Source organism: Streptomyces sp. NPDC001219, assembly GCF_053597915.1.
The window spans coordinates 20,981-37,430 of record NZ_JBSFJF010000020.1; the positions used below are offsets into that span (position 1 = coordinate 20,981).

13 protein-coding genes are annotated in these 16,450 nt (G+C 70.1%); 7 read left to right on the plus strand and 6 right to left on the minus strand.

Annotated elements, in window-relative coordinates; genetic code table 11:
- Positions 1-4: 4 nt before the first annotated feature.
- Positions 5-2,413, minus strand: a complete 2,409-nt coding sequence (lon, locus tag ACWC9R_RS15495) for an endopeptidase La (protein WP_450731908.1) — start codon at positions 2,411-2,413, stop codon at positions 5-7.
- A gap of 350 nt (positions 2,414-2,763) precedes the next feature.
- A complete protein-coding gene (locus tag ACWC9R_RS15500; protein WP_450731910.1) occupies positions 2,764-3,600 on the minus strand; it encodes a pentapeptide repeat-containing protein in 837 nt (278 codons plus the stop codon).
- 173 nt (positions 3,601-3,773) lie between these two features.
- Between ACWC9R_RS15500 and ACWC9R_RS15505 the strand changes: the two genes are divergently transcribed.
- Positions 3,774-4,277, plus strand: a complete 504-nt coding sequence (locus ACWC9R_RS15505) for a YfbM family protein (protein ID WP_450731911.1) — start codon at positions 3,774-3,776, stop codon at positions 4,275-4,277.
- 155 nt (positions 4,278-4,432) lie between these two features.
- On the plus strand, positions 4,433-5,158 hold the full coding sequence (locus tag ACWC9R_RS15510) for a hypothetical protein (protein WP_450731912.1): 726 nt from the start codon (positions 4,433-4,435) through the stop codon (positions 5,156-5,158).
- A gap of 77 nt (positions 5,159-5,235) precedes the next feature.
- Here the strand turns inward: ACWC9R_RS15510 and ACWC9R_RS15515 are convergent, their stop codons facing one another.
- Genes ACWC9R_RS15515 through ACWC9R_RS15525 form a run of 3 tightly spaced genes read right to left on the minus strand, consistent with a single transcriptional unit; the run spans position 5,236 to position 7,369 of the window.
- Positions 5,236-5,727, minus strand: a complete 492-nt coding sequence (locus ACWC9R_RS15515) for a hypothetical protein (protein WP_450731914.1) — start codon at positions 5,725-5,727, stop codon at positions 5,236-5,238.
- A gap of 40 nt (positions 5,728-5,767) precedes the next feature.
- Entirely contained in the window at positions 5,768-7,021 is a 1,254-nt protein-coding gene (locus tag ACWC9R_RS15520) for a putative T7SS-secreted protein (protein WP_450731916.1), read from the minus strand.
- A gap of 15 nt (positions 7,022-7,036) precedes the next feature.
- Positions 7,037-7,369 (minus strand): hypothetical protein, encoded by a 333-nt coding sequence (locus tag ACWC9R_RS15525; protein WP_450731918.1) that lies wholly within the window; start codon positions 7,367-7,369, stop codon positions 7,037-7,039.
- Between the two features lie 691 nt (positions 7,370-8,060).
- Here ACWC9R_RS15525 and ACWC9R_RS15530 point away from each other — a divergent pair.
- Positions 8,061-8,615 (plus strand): hypothetical protein, encoded by a 555-nt coding sequence (locus ACWC9R_RS15530; RefSeq protein WP_450731919.1) that lies wholly within the window; start codon positions 8,061-8,063, stop codon positions 8,613-8,615.
- 32 nt (positions 8,616-8,647) lie between these two features.
- On the opposite strand, the gene ACWC9R_RS15535 is transcribed toward ACWC9R_RS15530, so the two are convergent.
- Positions 8,648-9,499, minus strand: a complete 852-nt coding sequence (locus tag ACWC9R_RS15535; protein ID WP_450731921.1) for a rhomboid-like protein — start codon at positions 9,497-9,499, stop codon at positions 8,648-8,650.
- 239 nt (positions 9,500-9,738) lie between these two features.
- Between ACWC9R_RS15535 and ACWC9R_RS15540 the strand changes: the two genes are divergently transcribed.
- From ACWC9R_RS15540 to ACWC9R_RS15555, 4 genes are all read left to right on the plus strand, one after another.
- A complete protein-coding gene (locus ACWC9R_RS15540) occupies positions 9,739-10,503 on the plus strand; it encodes a spermidine synthase (protein WP_450731922.1) in 765 nt (254 codons plus the stop codon).
- A gap of 74 nt (positions 10,504-10,577) precedes the next feature.
- Positions 10,578-11,318 carry a response regulator transcription factor gene (locus ACWC9R_RS15545; protein WP_450731924.1) on the plus strand — a complete coding sequence of 247 codons (741 nt, stop codon included), beginning with the start codon at positions 10,578-10,580 and terminating at the stop codon, positions 11,316-11,318.
- Positions 11,315-12,430, plus strand: a complete 1,116-nt coding sequence (locus tag ACWC9R_RS15550; protein WP_450731926.1) for a HAMP domain-containing sensor histidine kinase — start codon at positions 11,315-11,317, stop codon at positions 12,428-12,430. The genes ACWC9R_RS15545 and ACWC9R_RS15550 overlap by 4 nt, the downstream gene beginning before the upstream one ends.
- A gap of 238 nt (positions 12,431-12,668) precedes the next feature.
- On the plus strand, positions 12,669-16,430 hold the full coding sequence (locus ACWC9R_RS15555; protein ID WP_450731928.1) for a multifunctional oxoglutarate decarboxylase/oxoglutarate dehydrogenase thiamine pyrophosphate-binding subunit/dihydrolipoyllysine-residue succinyltransferase subunit: 3,762 nt from the start codon (positions 12,669-12,671) through the stop codon (positions 16,428-16,430).
- Positions 16,431-16,450 lie beyond the last annotated feature (20 nt).

A 16,450-nucleotide genomic window follows, 5' to 3' on the forward strand; every position in this document is an offset into this window, starting at 1 on the left:
GCCGTCACACCGCGACCGGTACCTCCGGGGCGGCGCCGTTCGACGCCGGTGTCAGGGCGAGTTCCAGCACCTGGCGGACGTCGGCGACCGGGTGGACCTCCAGGGCTTCGAGGATCTCGGCCGGGACGTCGTCCAGGTCCGGTTCGTTGCGCTTCGGGATGATGACGGTGCCGATACCGGCCCGGTGCGCCGCCAGCAGCTTCTGCTTGACGCCGCCGATCGGCAGCACCCGCCCGGTCAGCGAGACCTCACCGGTCATCGCCACGTCCGGCCGGACCTGCCGGCCCGACAGCAGCGAGGCCAGCGCGGTCGTCATCGTCACGCCCGCGCTCGGCCCGTCCTTCGGGACCGCGCCCGCCGGTACGTGCAGATGCACACCGCGCTCCTTCAGGTCGGCGACCGGCAGCTCCAGTTCGGCGCCGTGGGAGCGCAGGAACGACAGCGCGATGTGCGCGGACTCCTTCATCACGTCGCCGAGCTGGCCGGTCAGCTGGAGCCCGGACGCCCCGGTTTCCGGATCGGCGAGCGAGGCCTCCACGTAGAGCACATCGCCACCGGCGCCGGTGACCGCGAGACCGGTGACCACCCCGGGCACCGCGGTGCGCCGCTCGGCCGGGTCCTGGGCCGACTCCGGGGTGTGGTGCGGCCGCCCGATCAGCGGACGCAGCTCCTCCGCACCGACCGCGAACGGCAGCTCCCGCTCACCCAGTTCGTGCTGGGCCGCGACCTTGCGCAGCAGCCTGGCGACCGCGCGCTCCAGATTCCGCACGCCCGCCTCGCGGGTGTACTCCCCCGCAAGCTTGCGCAGCGCGTCGTCCTCCAGGGTCACCTCGCCGGGCTCCAGACCGGCCCGCTCCAGCTGGCGCGGCAGCAGATGGTCCCGGGCGATGACCACCTTCTCGTCCTCCGTGTAGCCGTCCAGCCGGACCAGCTCCATACGGTCGAGCAGCGGCTCGGGGATGGCTTCGAGGACATTGGCGGTGGCCAGGAAGACCACGTCGCTGAGGTCGAGTTCGACCTCCAGGTAGTGGTCGCGGAAGGTGTGGTTCTGCGCCGGGTCCAGGACCTCCAGGAGGGCGGCGGCCGGGTCGCCCCGGAAGTCGGAGCCGACCTTGTCGATCTCGTCGAGCAGCACCACCGGGTTCATCGTCCCGGCCTCCTTGATGGCCCGGACGACCCGGCCGGGCAGCGCCCCCACATAGGTACGGCGGTGCCCCCGGATCTCCGCCTCGTCGCGGACGCCGCCGAGGGCGACCCGGACGAACTTCCGGCCCATGGCACGGGCGACGGATTCCCCGAGCGAGGTCTTGCCGACGCCGGGCGGGCCGACCAGCGCCAGCACCGCGCCCCCGCGGCGCCCGCCGACCAGCCCGAGGCCGCGTTCGGCCCGCCGCTTGCGGACGGCCAGGTATTCGGTGATCCGCTCCTTGACGTCCTCCAGGCCCGCGTGGTCGGCGTCGAGCACCTCCTTGGCGCCGGCGATGTCGTAGGCGTCCTCGGTCCGTTCGTTCCAGGGCAGTTCGAGGACGGTGTCCAGCCAGGTGCGTATCCAGGAGCCCTCGGGGCTCTGGTCGCTGGACCGCTCCAGCTTGTCGACCTCCTTGAGGGCGGCCTTGCGGACCTCCTCGGGCAGATCGGCGGCCTCGACCCGGGCACGGTAGTCGTCGCCCTCGTCCTCCGGGTCGCCGTTGAGCCCGGCCAGCTCCTTGCGGACCGCCTCCAGCTGCCGCCGCAGCAGGAACTCCCGCTGCTGCTTGTCGACGCCCTCCTGGACGTCCTTGGCGATGGACTCGGCGACGTCCTGCTCGGCGAGGTGCTCGCGCAGCGTCTCGGTGGCGTACTTCAGGCGGGCGACCGGATCGGTGGTCTCCAGCAGCCGGACCTTCTGTTCGGTGGTCAGGAACGGCGAGTAGCCGGAGTTGTCGGCGAGCGCCGGCACGTCCTCGATCTGCTGGACGCGGTCGACGACCTGCCAGGCGCCGCGCTTGCGCAGCCAGCTGGTGGCCAGCGCCTTGTACTCCGTGACGAGTTCGGCCACCGCGCCGGGCAGGGGATCGGGGACCGTCTCCTCGACGGTCGTGCCCTCCACCCAGAGCGCGGCTCCGGGCCCGGTCGTGCCGGACCCGATCCGCACCCGGCCCAGACCCCGGATCAGCGCGCCGGGGTCGCCGTCGGACAGCCGCCCGACCTGCTCTATCCGCCCCAGCGTGCCGAACGCCGCGTACTCCCCGTCGATGCGGGGCACAAGCAGCACCCGCGGTTTGTTACCCGAGGAGGCGGCGGCCTGAGCGGCCTCCACCGCTGCCCGTACGTCCGCGTCGGACAGGTCCAGAGGCACCACCATGCCAGGGAGCACGACCTCGTCATCGAGAGGCAGCACGGGCAGAGTGAGCGATGTGGACGTCGAAGCCATGATCTCCCCTTCGGCAAGCAAGTTGAGCTGTACTCACTCAATGCAGCCGGGGTGGGAGATGTTCCCCCGGGGGCGTTCGCTGTGAGCGATCGGGGGGGGAGGGGGGATGAGGCGCAGGGAGAAGGGGGGCGGGGAGGGGCGTCGGCAGGCCGGCGGCCCAGGGGGTGCGGCCGGCGGGCCGGGGCGCGTGGCGGTGCGGCGGGCGCGCGGCGGTGCGACTGGGCCGAGCGGGGGCACGGCGATGCGGCTGGGCCGGGGGCCAGGGGGCGCGCGGCGGTGCAGCCGGGCCCGGCGGGCGCTCAGCGCTCGCCCACCGTCCGGCGGCGGGACCGGTCGTCCCGCCACCGCCGCTACCCCCAGTGGGCGGGGCGGGTCAGGTTCCGCGGCAGTTCGGTCGCGGCGTCGCCCTTGGCCGCGTTCAGCTGTGACTGGGTGAGGAAGAGCGCCCCGGTGAGGTCGGCACCGGAGAGGTCGGCGGCGCGCAGGTCGGCGCCGATCAGGTCCGCCGTGCGAAGATCGGCGCCCTTGAGGTCGGCGGCGATCAGATAGGCCCCACGGAGATTGGCGCCCCGGAGGTTCGCACCCCGGAGGCGGGCCCCCATGAGGTCGGCGCCCCGCCGCTCCTTCTTCCGGCCCGGGACACCGGCCCGGACGAGTTCGCTGGTGCGCAGCAGCAGGGCGTTGACCTCACCCCGGTGGGCGGGCACATCCAGTTCCGTGAGTTCCTCGGCGCTGCCGCGGGTGAGGCGTTCGGTCTTCTCCAGGGCGGCGCGCAGCTCGGCGTGGACCGGGCCGGCCGCCGGGCGGGTCAGCGCCTCGGCCAGATACCAGAGGAGTTCGTGCAGCTGCCGCATGACGGGGAAGACGTCGAACATCCGCCGGGCGGACTCCGGTGCCTGCCGCCAGTCCCGTCCGCCGAAGGTGACCTGGGAGACCTTCTGGCCGGCGCCGAAGCAGTCGAAGACGGTGCAGCCGGTGAAGCCGCGCGGGCGCAGGTCGCGGTGGATGCCGCAGCGGAAGTCGGACTCCAGGTTGGGGCAGGGCGTGCCGGCGTCCTTGTCGATCGCGAAGTCCGCCGAGGCCGCGAACGGCAGCGCGACACAGCACAGTCCGAAGCAGCTGCCGCAGTCGGACTGCAGGCCGAGATCCTTGACGTCCGGGATCGAGGGCGTGCGCTCTGGGGACACGGGGCGGGTACTCCTACGGCCGGCGGGCACCACAGGAAGCCGTGCCCGGAAGGGACCGCCATTCTCCCAGGCACCGGGAGGACCGCCGCGCCCGCCGGGGTCAGCTCGCCGCTCCCGCCCACCGCCGCGGCGGGCACCCGGCGTTGTCAGTGGTCGCCCCTAACCTCGGGTGTATGAGCATGATCGGAGAGTACGCACGTGTCACTCCCGCCGAACTCGACCGCGCCCTGGGCGATCCCGAGTGGGCGCTGAAGCTGGTCTGCGGACGGATGGAGGCGGAGGCCGCGACGGCCCCGGAGCCGGCGGCGGCGCGCTGCCTGGACATCGACAAGGCCTGGGACGCCCTCGGATTCCTGCTGCGCCGCAGGGACTTCCCGGTGGACATCGTCCACGGCGAGCAGGCCGTCCCCGACGCCGACGACTGGGGCTACGGTCCACCCCGCTACCTCACCCCCGAGCAGGTACGGAACGCCGCCGAGGCACTGGCCGGCATATCCGCCGAGCGCCTGACGGCCGGCGTCGCCCCGGCGGACCTCGCCGCGGCGCGGGTCTATCCACTGGTCGTCTGGGAGCGGGGCGAACCACTCGACTACGTCCGCGAGTACTACGAACTGCTGCGGCCGTTCCTCCGCGCCGCAGCGGACGAGGGGGACGCCGTGCTCCTTTGGCTGGGCTAGGGCTCGTCATTCGGAATCACCGGGCGGACCAGAGAGGTCCAGGTGGCCACGGCACGCCCTGAAGCTCATATACGAGCGGGGCAAACAGGGGTGACCCACCCACCAGCCGCCCCCGACGGGCGCGTTCGCCGGACCGTCCGACATACTCGTGCCGCATGAACGAGCCATGGGAAACAGCCCTCATTATCGGCCTTTTCCTCTTTATCGCCGCCTTCTTCGGATTGTTCATCTGGGTCTGGCGGTATGTGAACAAAAGGGATAACCGCAGCCCCCAACAGCTGGAAGAGCTGCTCCAGTTGGTGGAGAGCCGGGGGTGGAGCCACACCGCTTGGGCCCCCGGGCAGGGAGACCGCTACTGCGGGGGGGACCCACTGCCCATGAAGGGCGTCAACATCCCCCTGCGGGACTACATTGTCGGTGAATTCCGCGGCCGCACCATCAGCTGCTTCGAGCGCAACTCGCGCGAAATGAACGCGGACGGCCCGGACTCCGTGCGGTACTCCGCGGTGTTCGCCGTGACGATGCCGACGTCGGTACCGCGGATGGTCATCAAAAAGCCGCAGGCACTGGACAAGATCAACGCGCGAGCGGACGCCGTGTTCGGCGGCGGCAAGGTGATGGAGCTGGGCGACCCGGCATTCGACGAAGCATTTCGCGTGATCGCCAACGATCAAGAGTTCACGCGCACTGCCCTCAACGACTCTTTGGCGCAATTCCTCATGTCCGACGCCCGCGCCAAAGACGAGCCCCTGCGGTTCCAGGGAGACGTGCTGCTCACCTGGCATCGAGGGCGACTCCGGGCGGAACACATCGACGAGAAGCTGAACTATCTGTGCGACGTCCTGGACCACTGGCCGACTCAGGCGCAACACCGCGCCTGAAGGACCGCGCTCATGGGTGAGCCCCTCCCGACTCCTGTCGGGAGGGGCTCACCCATGAGCGCCGGGGTGCACGGAGCTTACGCAGCGTCAGGGCCCGCAGGACGCACGGACCTGACGAACTCCTCGAAGTCGTCCGCGACCTGATCCAGCTGGGACTGCTTGGCTGTCAATGCCAACTCGATCACCGCATGCTTGGACGGGTCGTGCGCATCATGCATGAGCAGGTAGACCTGGCTCTGGACCAACTCCACGGGCAGCCCGCGCAAGGTGGTGGAGATACGCAGCGTCTGGGTCAGCGCAGGCACTTCCTGGGTGCCCCCCTGGGCCTGCGTGGCGACGCTCACCGTCGCCCCCTCGCGCAGCCGCCGGACCGACTCCTGCGCGAGTGTGAGCAGGTCGGCTTCGTCCCGGACTTTGCCCGCGATGGTGATATTCGCGGTGAACTTGTCCTGCGACTCGGAGTGAAGTGCAATGAAAGCCACTCCGGGAGCACCCACCTCATCGGGGGGCGCCGACTGCCAGCCCTCCGGCAGTGAAAACTCAATCTTTACCGGCAGCGTGGTCGCCATCGTGGATCAACTCCCTAGTGTGCGAAATACGAGGCCAGTGTCATCCGAAGGGATTGATGGACTCCAGTCCGTCACCCATTGCGTCGAGGCCGTCACCCACCTTGTCCCCTATGTCGCTGAACGAGTCCGCGACCTTTTGCGGGTCGATCTCGGCCTGGAAACCGACCTTGCCCCCGAGTCCGAGTCCTACGCCCACATCAGCGCCGATGACGAACTTCCCGTCTTTCATGCCGGCATCCGCATGTGCCGCAGCTCCGGCTCCGGCCCATCCTTCAGCGGTGGCACCGGCCCCGATACCACCCACGTCCACGTGGCCACTCGCAGTCGCCTTGGCGCCCGCGAAGGCCTCGGCACCCGCGTGCACGCCATCCTTGCCCACGGATGTGTTCACTTGCGCCTCGGCACCGGCAAAGGCCGTGGCATCCGCCTTGGCAGCGGCCATGCCGTACTCGACGCCGCCCTCCGCGGAGGCCTGCGCCAGGTACGCCTTACCGCCGGCTCCGACCTGGAGTCTGCCGTCCTTGACCGACGCGCCCGCCGTGCCTTCCGCCCCGAGAAGTTTGAGACCGGCCTTCCCGGATACCTTCCCGTCGTCTCCGAACTGCGACTCGCCTTCGGCCTCTTTCTCCCAGGCGTTCACCTCGGCTTTCCGCTCCCACAGCTTGGCCTCGAAGCCTCGGGGCTTCTTAGCCTGGGGGTCAGCGGGCGGCGCATTGGGGTCGGGCTTCGACGCACCGTAGAACTTCTGATGCTTTTCGGACAGCGGGTTGGACTCGTAGAGGTCCTTGAGGGTGACGTTGCTCTTTCCCGATTCCTTTTGCTGCTCGGCAGTCTTGCCCGCCCGTTGCAGCCAGGACGGTGCGTCGGAAGCGCCGCCGGCCGCGTCCTTCAGCTTTCCCGCCGCCGAATCAGCTTCGTCCCGCACATGCTGTCGGGCAGTCCGCAGAATCAGCTGGGCCTGGCTTTTATCGCCGCCGTCCCACAGCTCGATTGCCTCCCGGGCCTTCCCCTGCGCCGTGCTCAACGCCGTGGCGTAACTGCTGACTGCCACGGCCGCGTCGGACAGCGCATCGGAAGCGTAGAGCCAGTTCTTCTTCTCACCGGAAAGCTTTTCCCAGAACTGGTCGCTGGCCGCACCGTTCCAGCCAGATATTCGTACGGCGCCGAGCCCGTTTGCGACGGTCTCGAATTTTCCGGATTGTTTCTTCAGAGCCCGCGCGACGCCCTCGACGTCCCCTGCATTGCCCGGGATGAGCCCCTTGGGGTCCTTGGTCTCGCCCAACTCTTCCGTCATGCCCGTCCCCCGTTGTTACAGTCCCGAACCGTTCTTGTGCTGATTGATGTACTTCATGTAGTCGCCGGTATGGGCTTCGTTCTGCTCATAGGTGTCCGCTTGGCTCTTCAGCTTGTCCGAGATGTCGCCCGCGCGGTCACCGAGAACGAGATAGGCCACTTCCCACGTCTCGCAGAAGGCTTCGAACTTGTCAGCGAGAATCTTTTCGCCCTGATCGGAACCATCGAATTCGTCATTCAGCGCCCCGAAATCGACCCCCTTGGCCGGGTCAAGGCATTTCAGTACATCCGAAGCTCCAGCCCTGAGCTCATCCGGATCGGCTTCAAAGCCGTCGCCGCTATTGGGCACTCTCGAACCATCCCTAGTGAACACGCGCTCATGACAGGTAAGTTGGCACTGTCGTCCGGCGAATCTATCACCATATGTCGACCCGTCAGCGCGGGGGTGATTCGAAACCCTCCGCCTGTAACCAGCCCAAAAATGCCGCACGTTACCTGGATAGAGCTATCGGCAGAATGTCCGGTCCACCCCCTGTCGTGAACGAACGAGGTGATCGGCCTCAAGCTGAGCAATTGGGCGGGCAGTTGGACAATTCCCTTGCCCCCTGATCGGAGCGGGGCGCGGGTTATCACCGGCCCAGTGGCTACCGCACGCCGGTCGCGATTGACGGAGAGAACGCTGGGCCCGTGTCCCGGTCGCACCTCCGCAACACCGCCGAACTCCCCGGCAGCTATGGCTGCTTGTCCGGAAAGCCCTCAGGCGCCGGTACTCACCAGAGTCGTCACACGAACTTGTTGAGATGCTCCGGCGGGGCGTTACCGGTATGACGAGTCGACTGTTCGTGAGGGCACGTACTCGACTGCGGATCGGGGACGATGAGCCCCGCGGGTGGGCGCCTCCTCCGGATCTCGGGCGCCCACGGGGCCACGGCGCGCGATTCGAGGAGACGCACCAGGCGGCACCTCCGCTCCGGCAGACCGTCGCGGAACGCCCCCTCGCTTCCCGCCTCACGCCCCGTCATGACTGCTACCTTCACGGCATGTTGCAGCGGATGTCCGGAGTTTTCATCGGCGCATTCTTCGGGACGGTGTTCGTGGTCGCCAACGCGCACGACCCGCTGAATCGGGCGATCGGCATCACCCTCCGGGTGCTCGCGGTGCTCACCTTCGCCGGGCTGCTCGCGCTCGCGCTGCTGGCGGGGCGGCGCGGACGGCCCGTGGTGGACGACGCGGAGGCGCCTCAGGCGGACTGGTTCCGGGGGAAGTTCGCGTTCGTCGTGGGGGCGGAGGCGGTGCTGCTGGTCGGCGGCAATCTCGCGCTGCGGGCCGCGGGGGCCCCCGAACAGACCGCGGTGGCCTGGATCGCGCTGATCGTGGGGCTGCACTTCGTTGCCCTGATGGCGGTATGGAAGCGGCGCAGCATCGCCGTCCCCGGCGCCACGCTGACCGCGCTCGGCGCGACCGGCCTGGGCATGGCGGCCACCTCCGCCGTGGTGTGGGTGCCGTTCGTCAGCGGGGTGCTCTCCGGTGTGGCGCTCCTGGGCGGCTGCGCCTACGCCATCACCCACACCTACCGGGCGACGGCGCGGCCGTAGGGCGACCTCCGGGACCGCCGGGGCCGGGACGCTCAGTACGTCCGCGCGCCCCGCAGGGCGGGGTGGCCCAGGTCGCCGAGGAGCGGCGCGGGTGTGGCGTGGCGGGCGCGCCAGCGGCGCAGCAGCGGCCAGCTCGCCGTGCCCAGGGCGAGCGAGAGCAGATGCCCCCAGTCCGTCAGCGGGTCGGCGTAGGCGAGCAGATCGGTCACGGCCAGATAGCCGACGCCGGCCAGCAGGGGCAGCCGCGACCAGACCGGCAGCAGCCCGGCGAGGGCGCCGGTGCAGGTCATCACGCCGAAGCTGATGCCGTAGTCGAGGCGGTGCAGCGAGCTCTCCGGCAGACCGCCGGCGGCGACCGAGAAGGCCACGGGCAGTTCGGTGGCCAGCGTGGCGAGCACATGGCCGCCGAAGAAGACCGCGACGGTCTTCATGGCGCCGATCCGCCGCTCCAGCGCCGTCAGCACGAAGAGGAAGGCGAGGGCGTACGCGGAGGTCATCCCGCCGGCTATCCACAGGGCACTGGCGACCAGCACCAGCAGCGGGGCCTGGGCGAGATGGGCGACATCGGTGCTGGAGCCGCGCAGCAGCTCGGAGACCAGCCCCGGGTCGGCGTACTCGGCGAAGAGCGAGGTGACCGCGAGGAGCACGGCGTAGCCGAGGGTGAAGGGCGTGCCGGCGGGGGTGGGCAGCAGCTGCCCGAGCCGCCGGGGCCCCGCCGCGGCGAGGGCGCCGGGCGCCGACCGGGCGGCGGTCTCCCGGCCGCCGCGCTGCCGGGGGATACCGGGCAGCAGCCCCGGTGTCCCGGCCGGACGGGTGTCCGGTCGCGGTGCGGCGGCGGGCCGCTGAACGGCCCGTATCCTCTCGGCGGTTCCCAGCCAGCTCACAGTCCGAGGCCCCTTCCGTCCTGGCGCATCCGGTGAGCCACGCCCGTGTCCCTCGGCCGTGAATCTCTGCCTTGCCCTACGTCCCGGACCACCCTGCATGCTCAACCCATGAGGAAGCTGTGAGAGTGAGATCCATCACACAGAGCAACCGTCGGCGAGGCCCGCACGTCCGGGTGGCCGGTGCCGGATACGCCCCAAAGGGTTGGACCGGCGCACCCCGGATTGGCCACCATGGCGCCATGGCTCCCGTGACACCGCTCCAGGCAACGGCCGGCGCCCCCGAGGCCCCGCGCACGCTCGACCGCCGCGAGGGTCCGTACGGCGAGGTGGTGCTGCGGCGGCGGGGCGGGCCCCCCGCGGCGCCCGGGACCGACGGCGCCGGTACCCCCGCGGCACCGGTGGTCTACGAGATCATCGCGAACGGCTGCTTCCTGATGGACACCTCCGACGGCCGGTCCGAGCGGCTGCTGGTCGACGCCGCGCTGGACGCCCTGCCGGCCGGCCGCACCCGCCCCTCCGTACTCATCGGCGGCCTCGGCGTGGGCTTCTCCCTGGCCCGTGCGGCCGGGCAGCCGCGCTGGGGCCGGATCGTCGTCGCCGAGCGCGAGGAGGCGGTCATCGACTGGCACCGCACCGGCCCGCTGTCGGCCGTCTCGGCGGAGGCGCTGGCCGACCCGCGCACCGAGATCCTGCACACCGACCTCGTCGCCCACCTGCGCGCGGAGGCGGACCGGGACACCTACGACGCCCTGTGCCTGGACATCGACAATGGCCCCGACTGGACCGTCACCGAGGACAACGACAGCCTCTACTCCCCCGACGGGCTCGCCGCCTGCCGCGACCGTCTCACCCCCGGCGGAGTGCTCGCCGTCTGGTCCGCGCAGCCCTCGCCGGCCTTCGAGGAAGCGCTACGAAATGCCGGATTCAGCGGGGTACATACGGAAGAGATCCCCGTTGTCCGAGGCGTCCCTGACGTGGTCCATCTCGCGCGGAAGGGCGCGTAGCCGACAGTCGCGCCATGCCCGTACGCTGCTGCCCAGCAAGACGCGACCACGCAGGGGACATGCAGGGGCGGGCGATGGACCAGACTCAGACAACGCAGGGCGGCGCCGCCGCGGCCACGCCGGGAGCCCAGCGCCGGGTCCTGGTCGTGGAGGACGACCCGACGATCGTCGAGGCCATCGCGGCCCGGCTGCGCGCGGAGGGTTTCCAGGTACAGACGGCCACCGACGGCCCGGCCGCCGTGGACACCGCCGAGGCCTGGCAGCCCGACCTGCTGGTCCTCGACGTGATGCTGCCGGGCTTCGACGGCCTGGAGGTGTGCCGCCGGGTGCAGGCCCAGCGCCCGGTGCCGGTGATGATGCTCACCGCCCGGGACGACGAGACCGACATGCTGGTGGGCCTCGGCGTCGGCGCCGACGACTACATGACCAAGCCGTTCTCGATGCGGGAGCTGGCCGCCCGGGTGCATGTCCTGCTGCGCCGGGTCGAGCGGGCCGCGCTGGCCGCGCACACCCCGCGCAGCGGCATCCTCCGGCTGGGCGAGCTGGAGATCGACCACGCCCAGCGCCGGGTTCGGGTGCGGAGCGCGGACGTCCATCTGACGCCCACCGAGTTCGACCTGCTGGTCTGCCTGGCGAACACCCCGCGCGCGGTGCTCTCCCGTGAGCAGCTGCTGGCCGAGGTGTGGGACTGGGCGGACGCCTCCGGGACCCGGACGGTCGACAGCCACATCAAGGCGCTGCGCCGCAAGATCGGCGCCGAGCGCATCCGCACGGTGCACGGCGTCGGCTACGCGCTGGAGACCCCGCCCGCATGAGGCGGTGGCCCCACTCCCCGCTGAACGCGCTGTGGCAGCGGATCTGGGAGGGCCTGCGCCCCCTGGACCCGTACCGCTCGGTGAAGGCCGCGCTCGGGGCGCTGGTCAGCGTCTCGGTGATCATCACCACGCTGCTCGTGTTCGTGGCGATGCACTCCGCGACCGAGCTGCGGGTGATCACGATCTTCTCGATCATCGCCTCGCTGCTGATCACCCAGTTCGTGGCCAACAGCCTGACCGCCCCGCTCGACGAGATGACGGATGTCACCCGGTCGATGGCGCACGGCAACTACCGGCGCCGGGTCCGCTCCGGGCGCCGTGACGAGTTCGGTGACCTGGCGAACGCCTTCAACCGGATGGCGGCCGACCTGGAAGCGGTGGACACCCACCGCAAAGAACTGGTCGCCAATGTCTCGCACGAGCTGCGCACCCCCATCGCCGCGCTCCGCGCCGTGCTGGAGAACGTCGTGGACGGCGTCTGCGAGCCGGACCCGGAGACGATGCGCACGGCGCTGAAGCAGACCGAGCGGCTGGGCCGCCTGGTCGAGCACCTCCTGGACCTGTCCCGGCTGGACAACGGGGTGGTGCCGCTGCACTCCCGCCGCTTCGAGGTCTGGCCGTATCTGTCCGGGGTGCTCAAGGAGGCCAACATGAGCCGGGGCGCCGCCACGCTGGCCGGCTCCGGCACCCACACCCGTACGGACGTCCATCTCCACCTCGACGTCTCGCCGCCGGAGCTGACCGCGCACGCGGACGCCGAGCGGCTGCACCAGGTCGTCGCCAACCTCATCGACAACGCGATCAAGCACAGCCCCCGGCACGGCCGGGTCACGGTGCACGCCCGGCGCGGCGAGGGGCCGCAGAGCCTGGTGCTGGAGGTGCAGGACGAGGGTCCCGGCATCCCCGAGGCGGAGCGCTACCGGGTCTTCGAGCGGTTCAACCGCGGCGGCCCGGCCCCCTCGGGCCCCGGCTCCGACGGGGGCACCGGCCTGGGCCTGGCGATCGCGCGCTGGGCGGTGGACCTGCACGGCGGGCGCATCGGCGTCGCCGAGTCGCCCCGCGGCTGCCGCATCCGGGTCACCCTTCCGGGGCTGGAGTCAGCCCGGGGCTGACGGCCGCTGACGTAGGGTCGGTGGTGGAAGCACGTCCTCCGCCGGTGTGGTGGCGATCACTCCTACCCGCACCGAGGCAAACTTCGGGTGTTTCCCGCCCAGTCATGCCCTGAAACCCGACCGGGAATGTGACGTACGCGACGAGTGCCCCTCCCGGCCTGCACCAAGGGTCACAACAGGCGTAGCCTTTATTCCCGCTGTCCACCACCTTAGGAAGCGGAAGAGGGCGGTTGCCGCCGTGTCGCTACAGTCCCCCAACAGCTCGAGCATCTCGACCGACCAAGAGGGGCAGGGAAAGAACCCTGCTGCCGCGTTCGGTCCCAATGAGTGGCTCGTCGACGAGATCTACCAGCAGTACCTCCAGGACCCGAACTCGGTAGACCGAGCCTGGTGGGACTTCTTCGCCGACTACAAGCCGGGCGGCGCCACCGCGCCGAGCCAGCCGGCGGAGGGCTCCCCCGCCGCTCCGGCCGCCCCGGCGCAGTCGTCCGCGCCCGCAGCCGAGCCGAAGCCGGCCGCTGAGCCGGCCACCCCGGCGAAGCCCGCCGCGAGCGCTCCGGCACCGGCGAAGGCTGCCCCGGCGAAGGCCGAGGCGGCCAAGCCCGCCGCGAAGCCGGCCGCCGATGCGGGCGCCGGCCCCGAGCTGGTCACGCTGCGCGGCCCCTCGGCCGCCGTCGCGAAGAACATGAACGCCTCCCTGGAGCTGCCGACGGCCACGTCCGTCCGCGCGGTCCCGGTGAAGCTGCTCTTCGACAACCGCATCGTGATCAACAACCACCTGAAGCGCGCCCGTGGCGGGAAGGTCTCCTTCACCCACCTCATCGGGTACGCGATGGTGCAGGCCCTCAAGGCCATGCCGTCGATGAACTACTCCTTCGCGGAGAAGGACGGCAAGCCGACGCTGGTCAAGCCCGAGCACGTCAACCTCGGTCTGGCCATCGACCTGGTGAAGCCGAACGGTGACCGCCAGCTCGTCGTCGCCGCCATCAAGAAGGCCGAGACGCTGACCTTCTTCGAGTTCTGGCAGGCCTACGAGGACATCGTCCGCCGGGCCCGCGACAACAAGCTGACGATGGACGACTTCACCGGAGTCACCGCGTCGCTGACCAACCCGGGCGGCATCGGCACCGTCCACTCCGTGCCGCGTCTGATGCCCGGCCAGTCCATGATCATGGGCGTCGGCGCGATGGACTACCCCGCGGAGTTCCAGGGCACCTCGCAGGACGCCCTGAACAAGCTGGGTGTCTCGAAGGTCATGACGCTGACCAGCACCTATGACCACCGGGTGATCCAGGGCGCCGCCTCCGGCGAGTTCCTGCGGATCATGAGCCAGCTGCTGCTCGGCGAGAACGGCTTCTTCGACGACATCTTCAAGTCGCTGCGGATTCCGTACGAGCCGGTCCGCTGGCTGCGCGACATCGACGTCTCGCACGACGACGACGTCACCAAGGCCGCGCGGGTCTTCGAGCTGATCCACTCCTACCGGGTCCGCGGCCACGTCATGGCCGACACCGACCCGCTGGAGTACCACCAGCGCAAGCACCCCGACCTCGACATCACCGAGCACGGGCTCACCCTGTGGGACCTGGAGCGCGAGTTCGCGGTCGGCGGCTTCTCCGGCAAGTCCATGATGAAGCTGCGCGACATCCTGGGCGTGCTGCGTGACTCGTACTGCCGCACCACCGGCATCGAGTTCATGCACATCCAGGACCCGCAGCAGCGCAAGTGGATTCAGGACCGGGTCGAGCGCTCGCACAAGTCGCCCGAGCGCGAGGAGCAGCTGCGCATCCTGCGCCGGCTGAACTCCGCCGAGGCGTTCGAGACGTTCCTGCAGACCAAGTACGTCGGCCAGAAGCGCTTCTCGCTGGAGGGCGGCGAGTCCGTCATCCCGCTGCTGGACGCGGTCATCGACTCCGCGGCCGAGTCGCGCCTCGACGAGGTCGTCGTCGGCATGGCCCACCGCGGCCGTCTCAACGTCCTGGCGAACATCGTCGGCAAGTCCTACGCGCAGATCTTCCGGGAGTTCGAGGGCAACCTCGACCCGAAGTCGATGCACGGCTCCGGCGACGTGAAGTACCACCTGGGCGCCGAGGGCACCTTCACCGGTCTGGACGGCGAGCAGATCAAGGTCTCGCTGGCCGCGAACCCCTCCCACCTGGAGGCCGTCGACCCGATCGTCGAGGGCATCGCGCGCGCCAAGCAGGACATCATCAACAAGGGCGGTACGGACTTCACGGTCCTGCCGATCCAGCTGCACGGTGACGCGGCGTTCGCCGGCCAGGGCGTGGTCGCGGAGACGCTGAACATGTCCCAGCTGCGCGGCTACCGCACCGGCGGCACGGTCCACGTCGTCATCAACAACCAGGTCGGCTTCACCGCCGCCCCGGAGTCGTCGCGCTCGTCCATGTACGCCACCGACGTGGCCCGCATGATCGAGGCGCCGATCTTCCACGTCAACGGCGACGACCCCGAGGCCGTCGTCCGCGTTGCCCGTCTGGCCTTCGAGTTCCGCCAGGCGTTCAACAAGGACGTCGTGATCGACCTGATCTGCTACCGGCGCCGCGGTCACAACGAGACCGACAACCCGGGCTTCACCCAGCCGCTGATGTACGACCTGATCGACAAGAAGCGCTCGGTGCGCAAGCTCTACACCGAGTCCCTCATCGGTCGCGGCGACATCACGCTGGAGGAGGCCGAGCAGGCGCTGCAGGACTTCCAGGGCCAGCTGGAGAAGGTCTTCACCGAGGTCCGCGACGCCACGACGGCCCCGGTGGCCCCCGAGGTGCCGCAGCCCAAGGCGGAGTTCCCGGTCTACGTGGACACCGCGATCTCCCAGGAGGTCGTCAAGCGGATCGCCGAGTCGCAGGTCAACATCCCCGAGGGCCGCACCGTCCACCCGCGTCTGCTGCCCCAGCTGCAGCGCCGTGCCGCCCAGATCGAGGACAACACCATCGACTGGGGCACCGGCGAGACCCTCGCCATCGGCTCGCTGCTGATGGAGGGGACCCCCGTCCGGCTCGCCGGCCAGGACTCCCGCCGCGGCACCTTCGGCCAGCGCCACGCGGTACTGGTGGACCGGGAGACCGGCGACGACTACACCCCGCTGCTCTACCTCACCGAGGACCAGGCCCGCTTCAACGTCTACGACTCGCTGCTCAGCGAGTACGCGGCGATGGGCTTCGAGTACGGCTACTCCCTGGCCCGCCCGGAGTCGCTGGTCATGTGGGAGGCGCAGTTCGGTGACTTCGTCAACGGCGCCCAGACCGTCGTCGACGAGTTCATCTCCTCGGCGGAGCAGAAGTGGGGCCAGACGTCCGGCGTCACCCTGCTGCTCCCGCACGGCTACGAGGGCCAGGGCCCGGACCACTCCTCGGCCCGGATCGAGCGCTTCCTCCAGCTGTGCGCGCAGAACAACATGACGGTCGCGATGCCGACCCTGCCGTCGAACTACTTCCACCTGCTGCGCTGGCAGGTCCACAACCCGCACCACAAGCCGCTGGTCGTCTTCACCCCGAAGTCGATGCTGCGTCTGAAGGCGGCGGCGTCGCGGACGGACGAGTTCACGACGGGCGGCTTCCGTCCCGTCATCGGCGACTCCACGGTCAAGCCCGAGGATGTCCGCAAGGTCATCTTCTGCTCCGGCAAGGTCTACTACGACCTGGAGGCGGAGCGCGAGAAGCGCGGCGCGAACGACACCGCGATCGTCCGCATCGAGCGCCTCTACCCGCTTCCCGGCAAGGAGCTCCAGGCGGAGATCGCCAAGTTCCCGAACGCCGAGAAGTACCTGTGGACCCAGGAAGAGCCGGCGAACCAGGGTGCGTGGCCGTTCCTCGGCCTCAACCTGATCGACCACCTCGACCTGGCCGTCGGTGCCGACGTCCCGCACGGCGAGCGCCTGCGCCGCATCTCGCGGCCGCACTCCTCGTCGCCGGCCGTCGGCTCCGCCAAGCGCCACCAGGCGGAGCAGGCACAGCTGGTCGCGGAGGCCTTCGACGCCTGAGGCGTCGGGCCGCCGGGTGA

Bases quoted from the DNA above. Each gene is read 5' to 3' on its own strand.
- ACWC9R_RS15505 (WP_450731911.1), top strand. From the start codon at position 3,774: ATGAGCATGATCGGAGAGTACGCACGTGTCACTCCCGCCGAACTCGAC.
- ACWC9R_RS15545 (WP_450731924.1), top strand. From the start codon at position 10,578: ATGGACCAGACTCAGACAACGCAGGGCGGCGCCGCCGCGGCCACGCCG.
- ACWC9R_RS15540 (WP_450731922.1), top strand. From the start codon at position 9,739: ATGGCTCCCGTGACACCGCTCCAGGCAACGGCCGGCGCCCCCGAGGCC.
- ACWC9R_RS15515 (WP_450731914.1), bottom strand. From the start codon at position 5,727: ATGGCGACCACGCTGCCGGTAAAGATTGAGTTTTCACTGCCGGAGGGC.
- ACWC9R_RS15530 (WP_450731919.1), top strand. From the start codon at position 8,061: ATGTTGCAGCGGATGTCCGGAGTTTTCATCGGCGCATTCTTCGGGACG.
- ACWC9R_RS15550 (WP_450731926.1), top strand. From the start codon at position 11,315: ATGAGGCGGTGGCCCCACTCCCCGCTGAACGCGCTGTGGCAGCGGATC.
- lon (WP_450731908.1), bottom strand. From the start codon at position 2,413: ATGGCTTCGACGTCCACATCGCTCACTCTGCCCGTGCTGCCTCTCGAT.
- ACWC9R_RS15520 (WP_450731916.1), bottom strand. From the start codon at position 7,021: ATGACGGAAGAGTTGGGCGAGACCAAGGACCCCAAGGGGCTCATCCCG.
- ACWC9R_RS15510 (WP_450731912.1), top strand. From the start codon at position 4,433: ATGAACGAGCCATGGGAAACAGCCCTCATTATCGGCCTTTTCCTCTTT.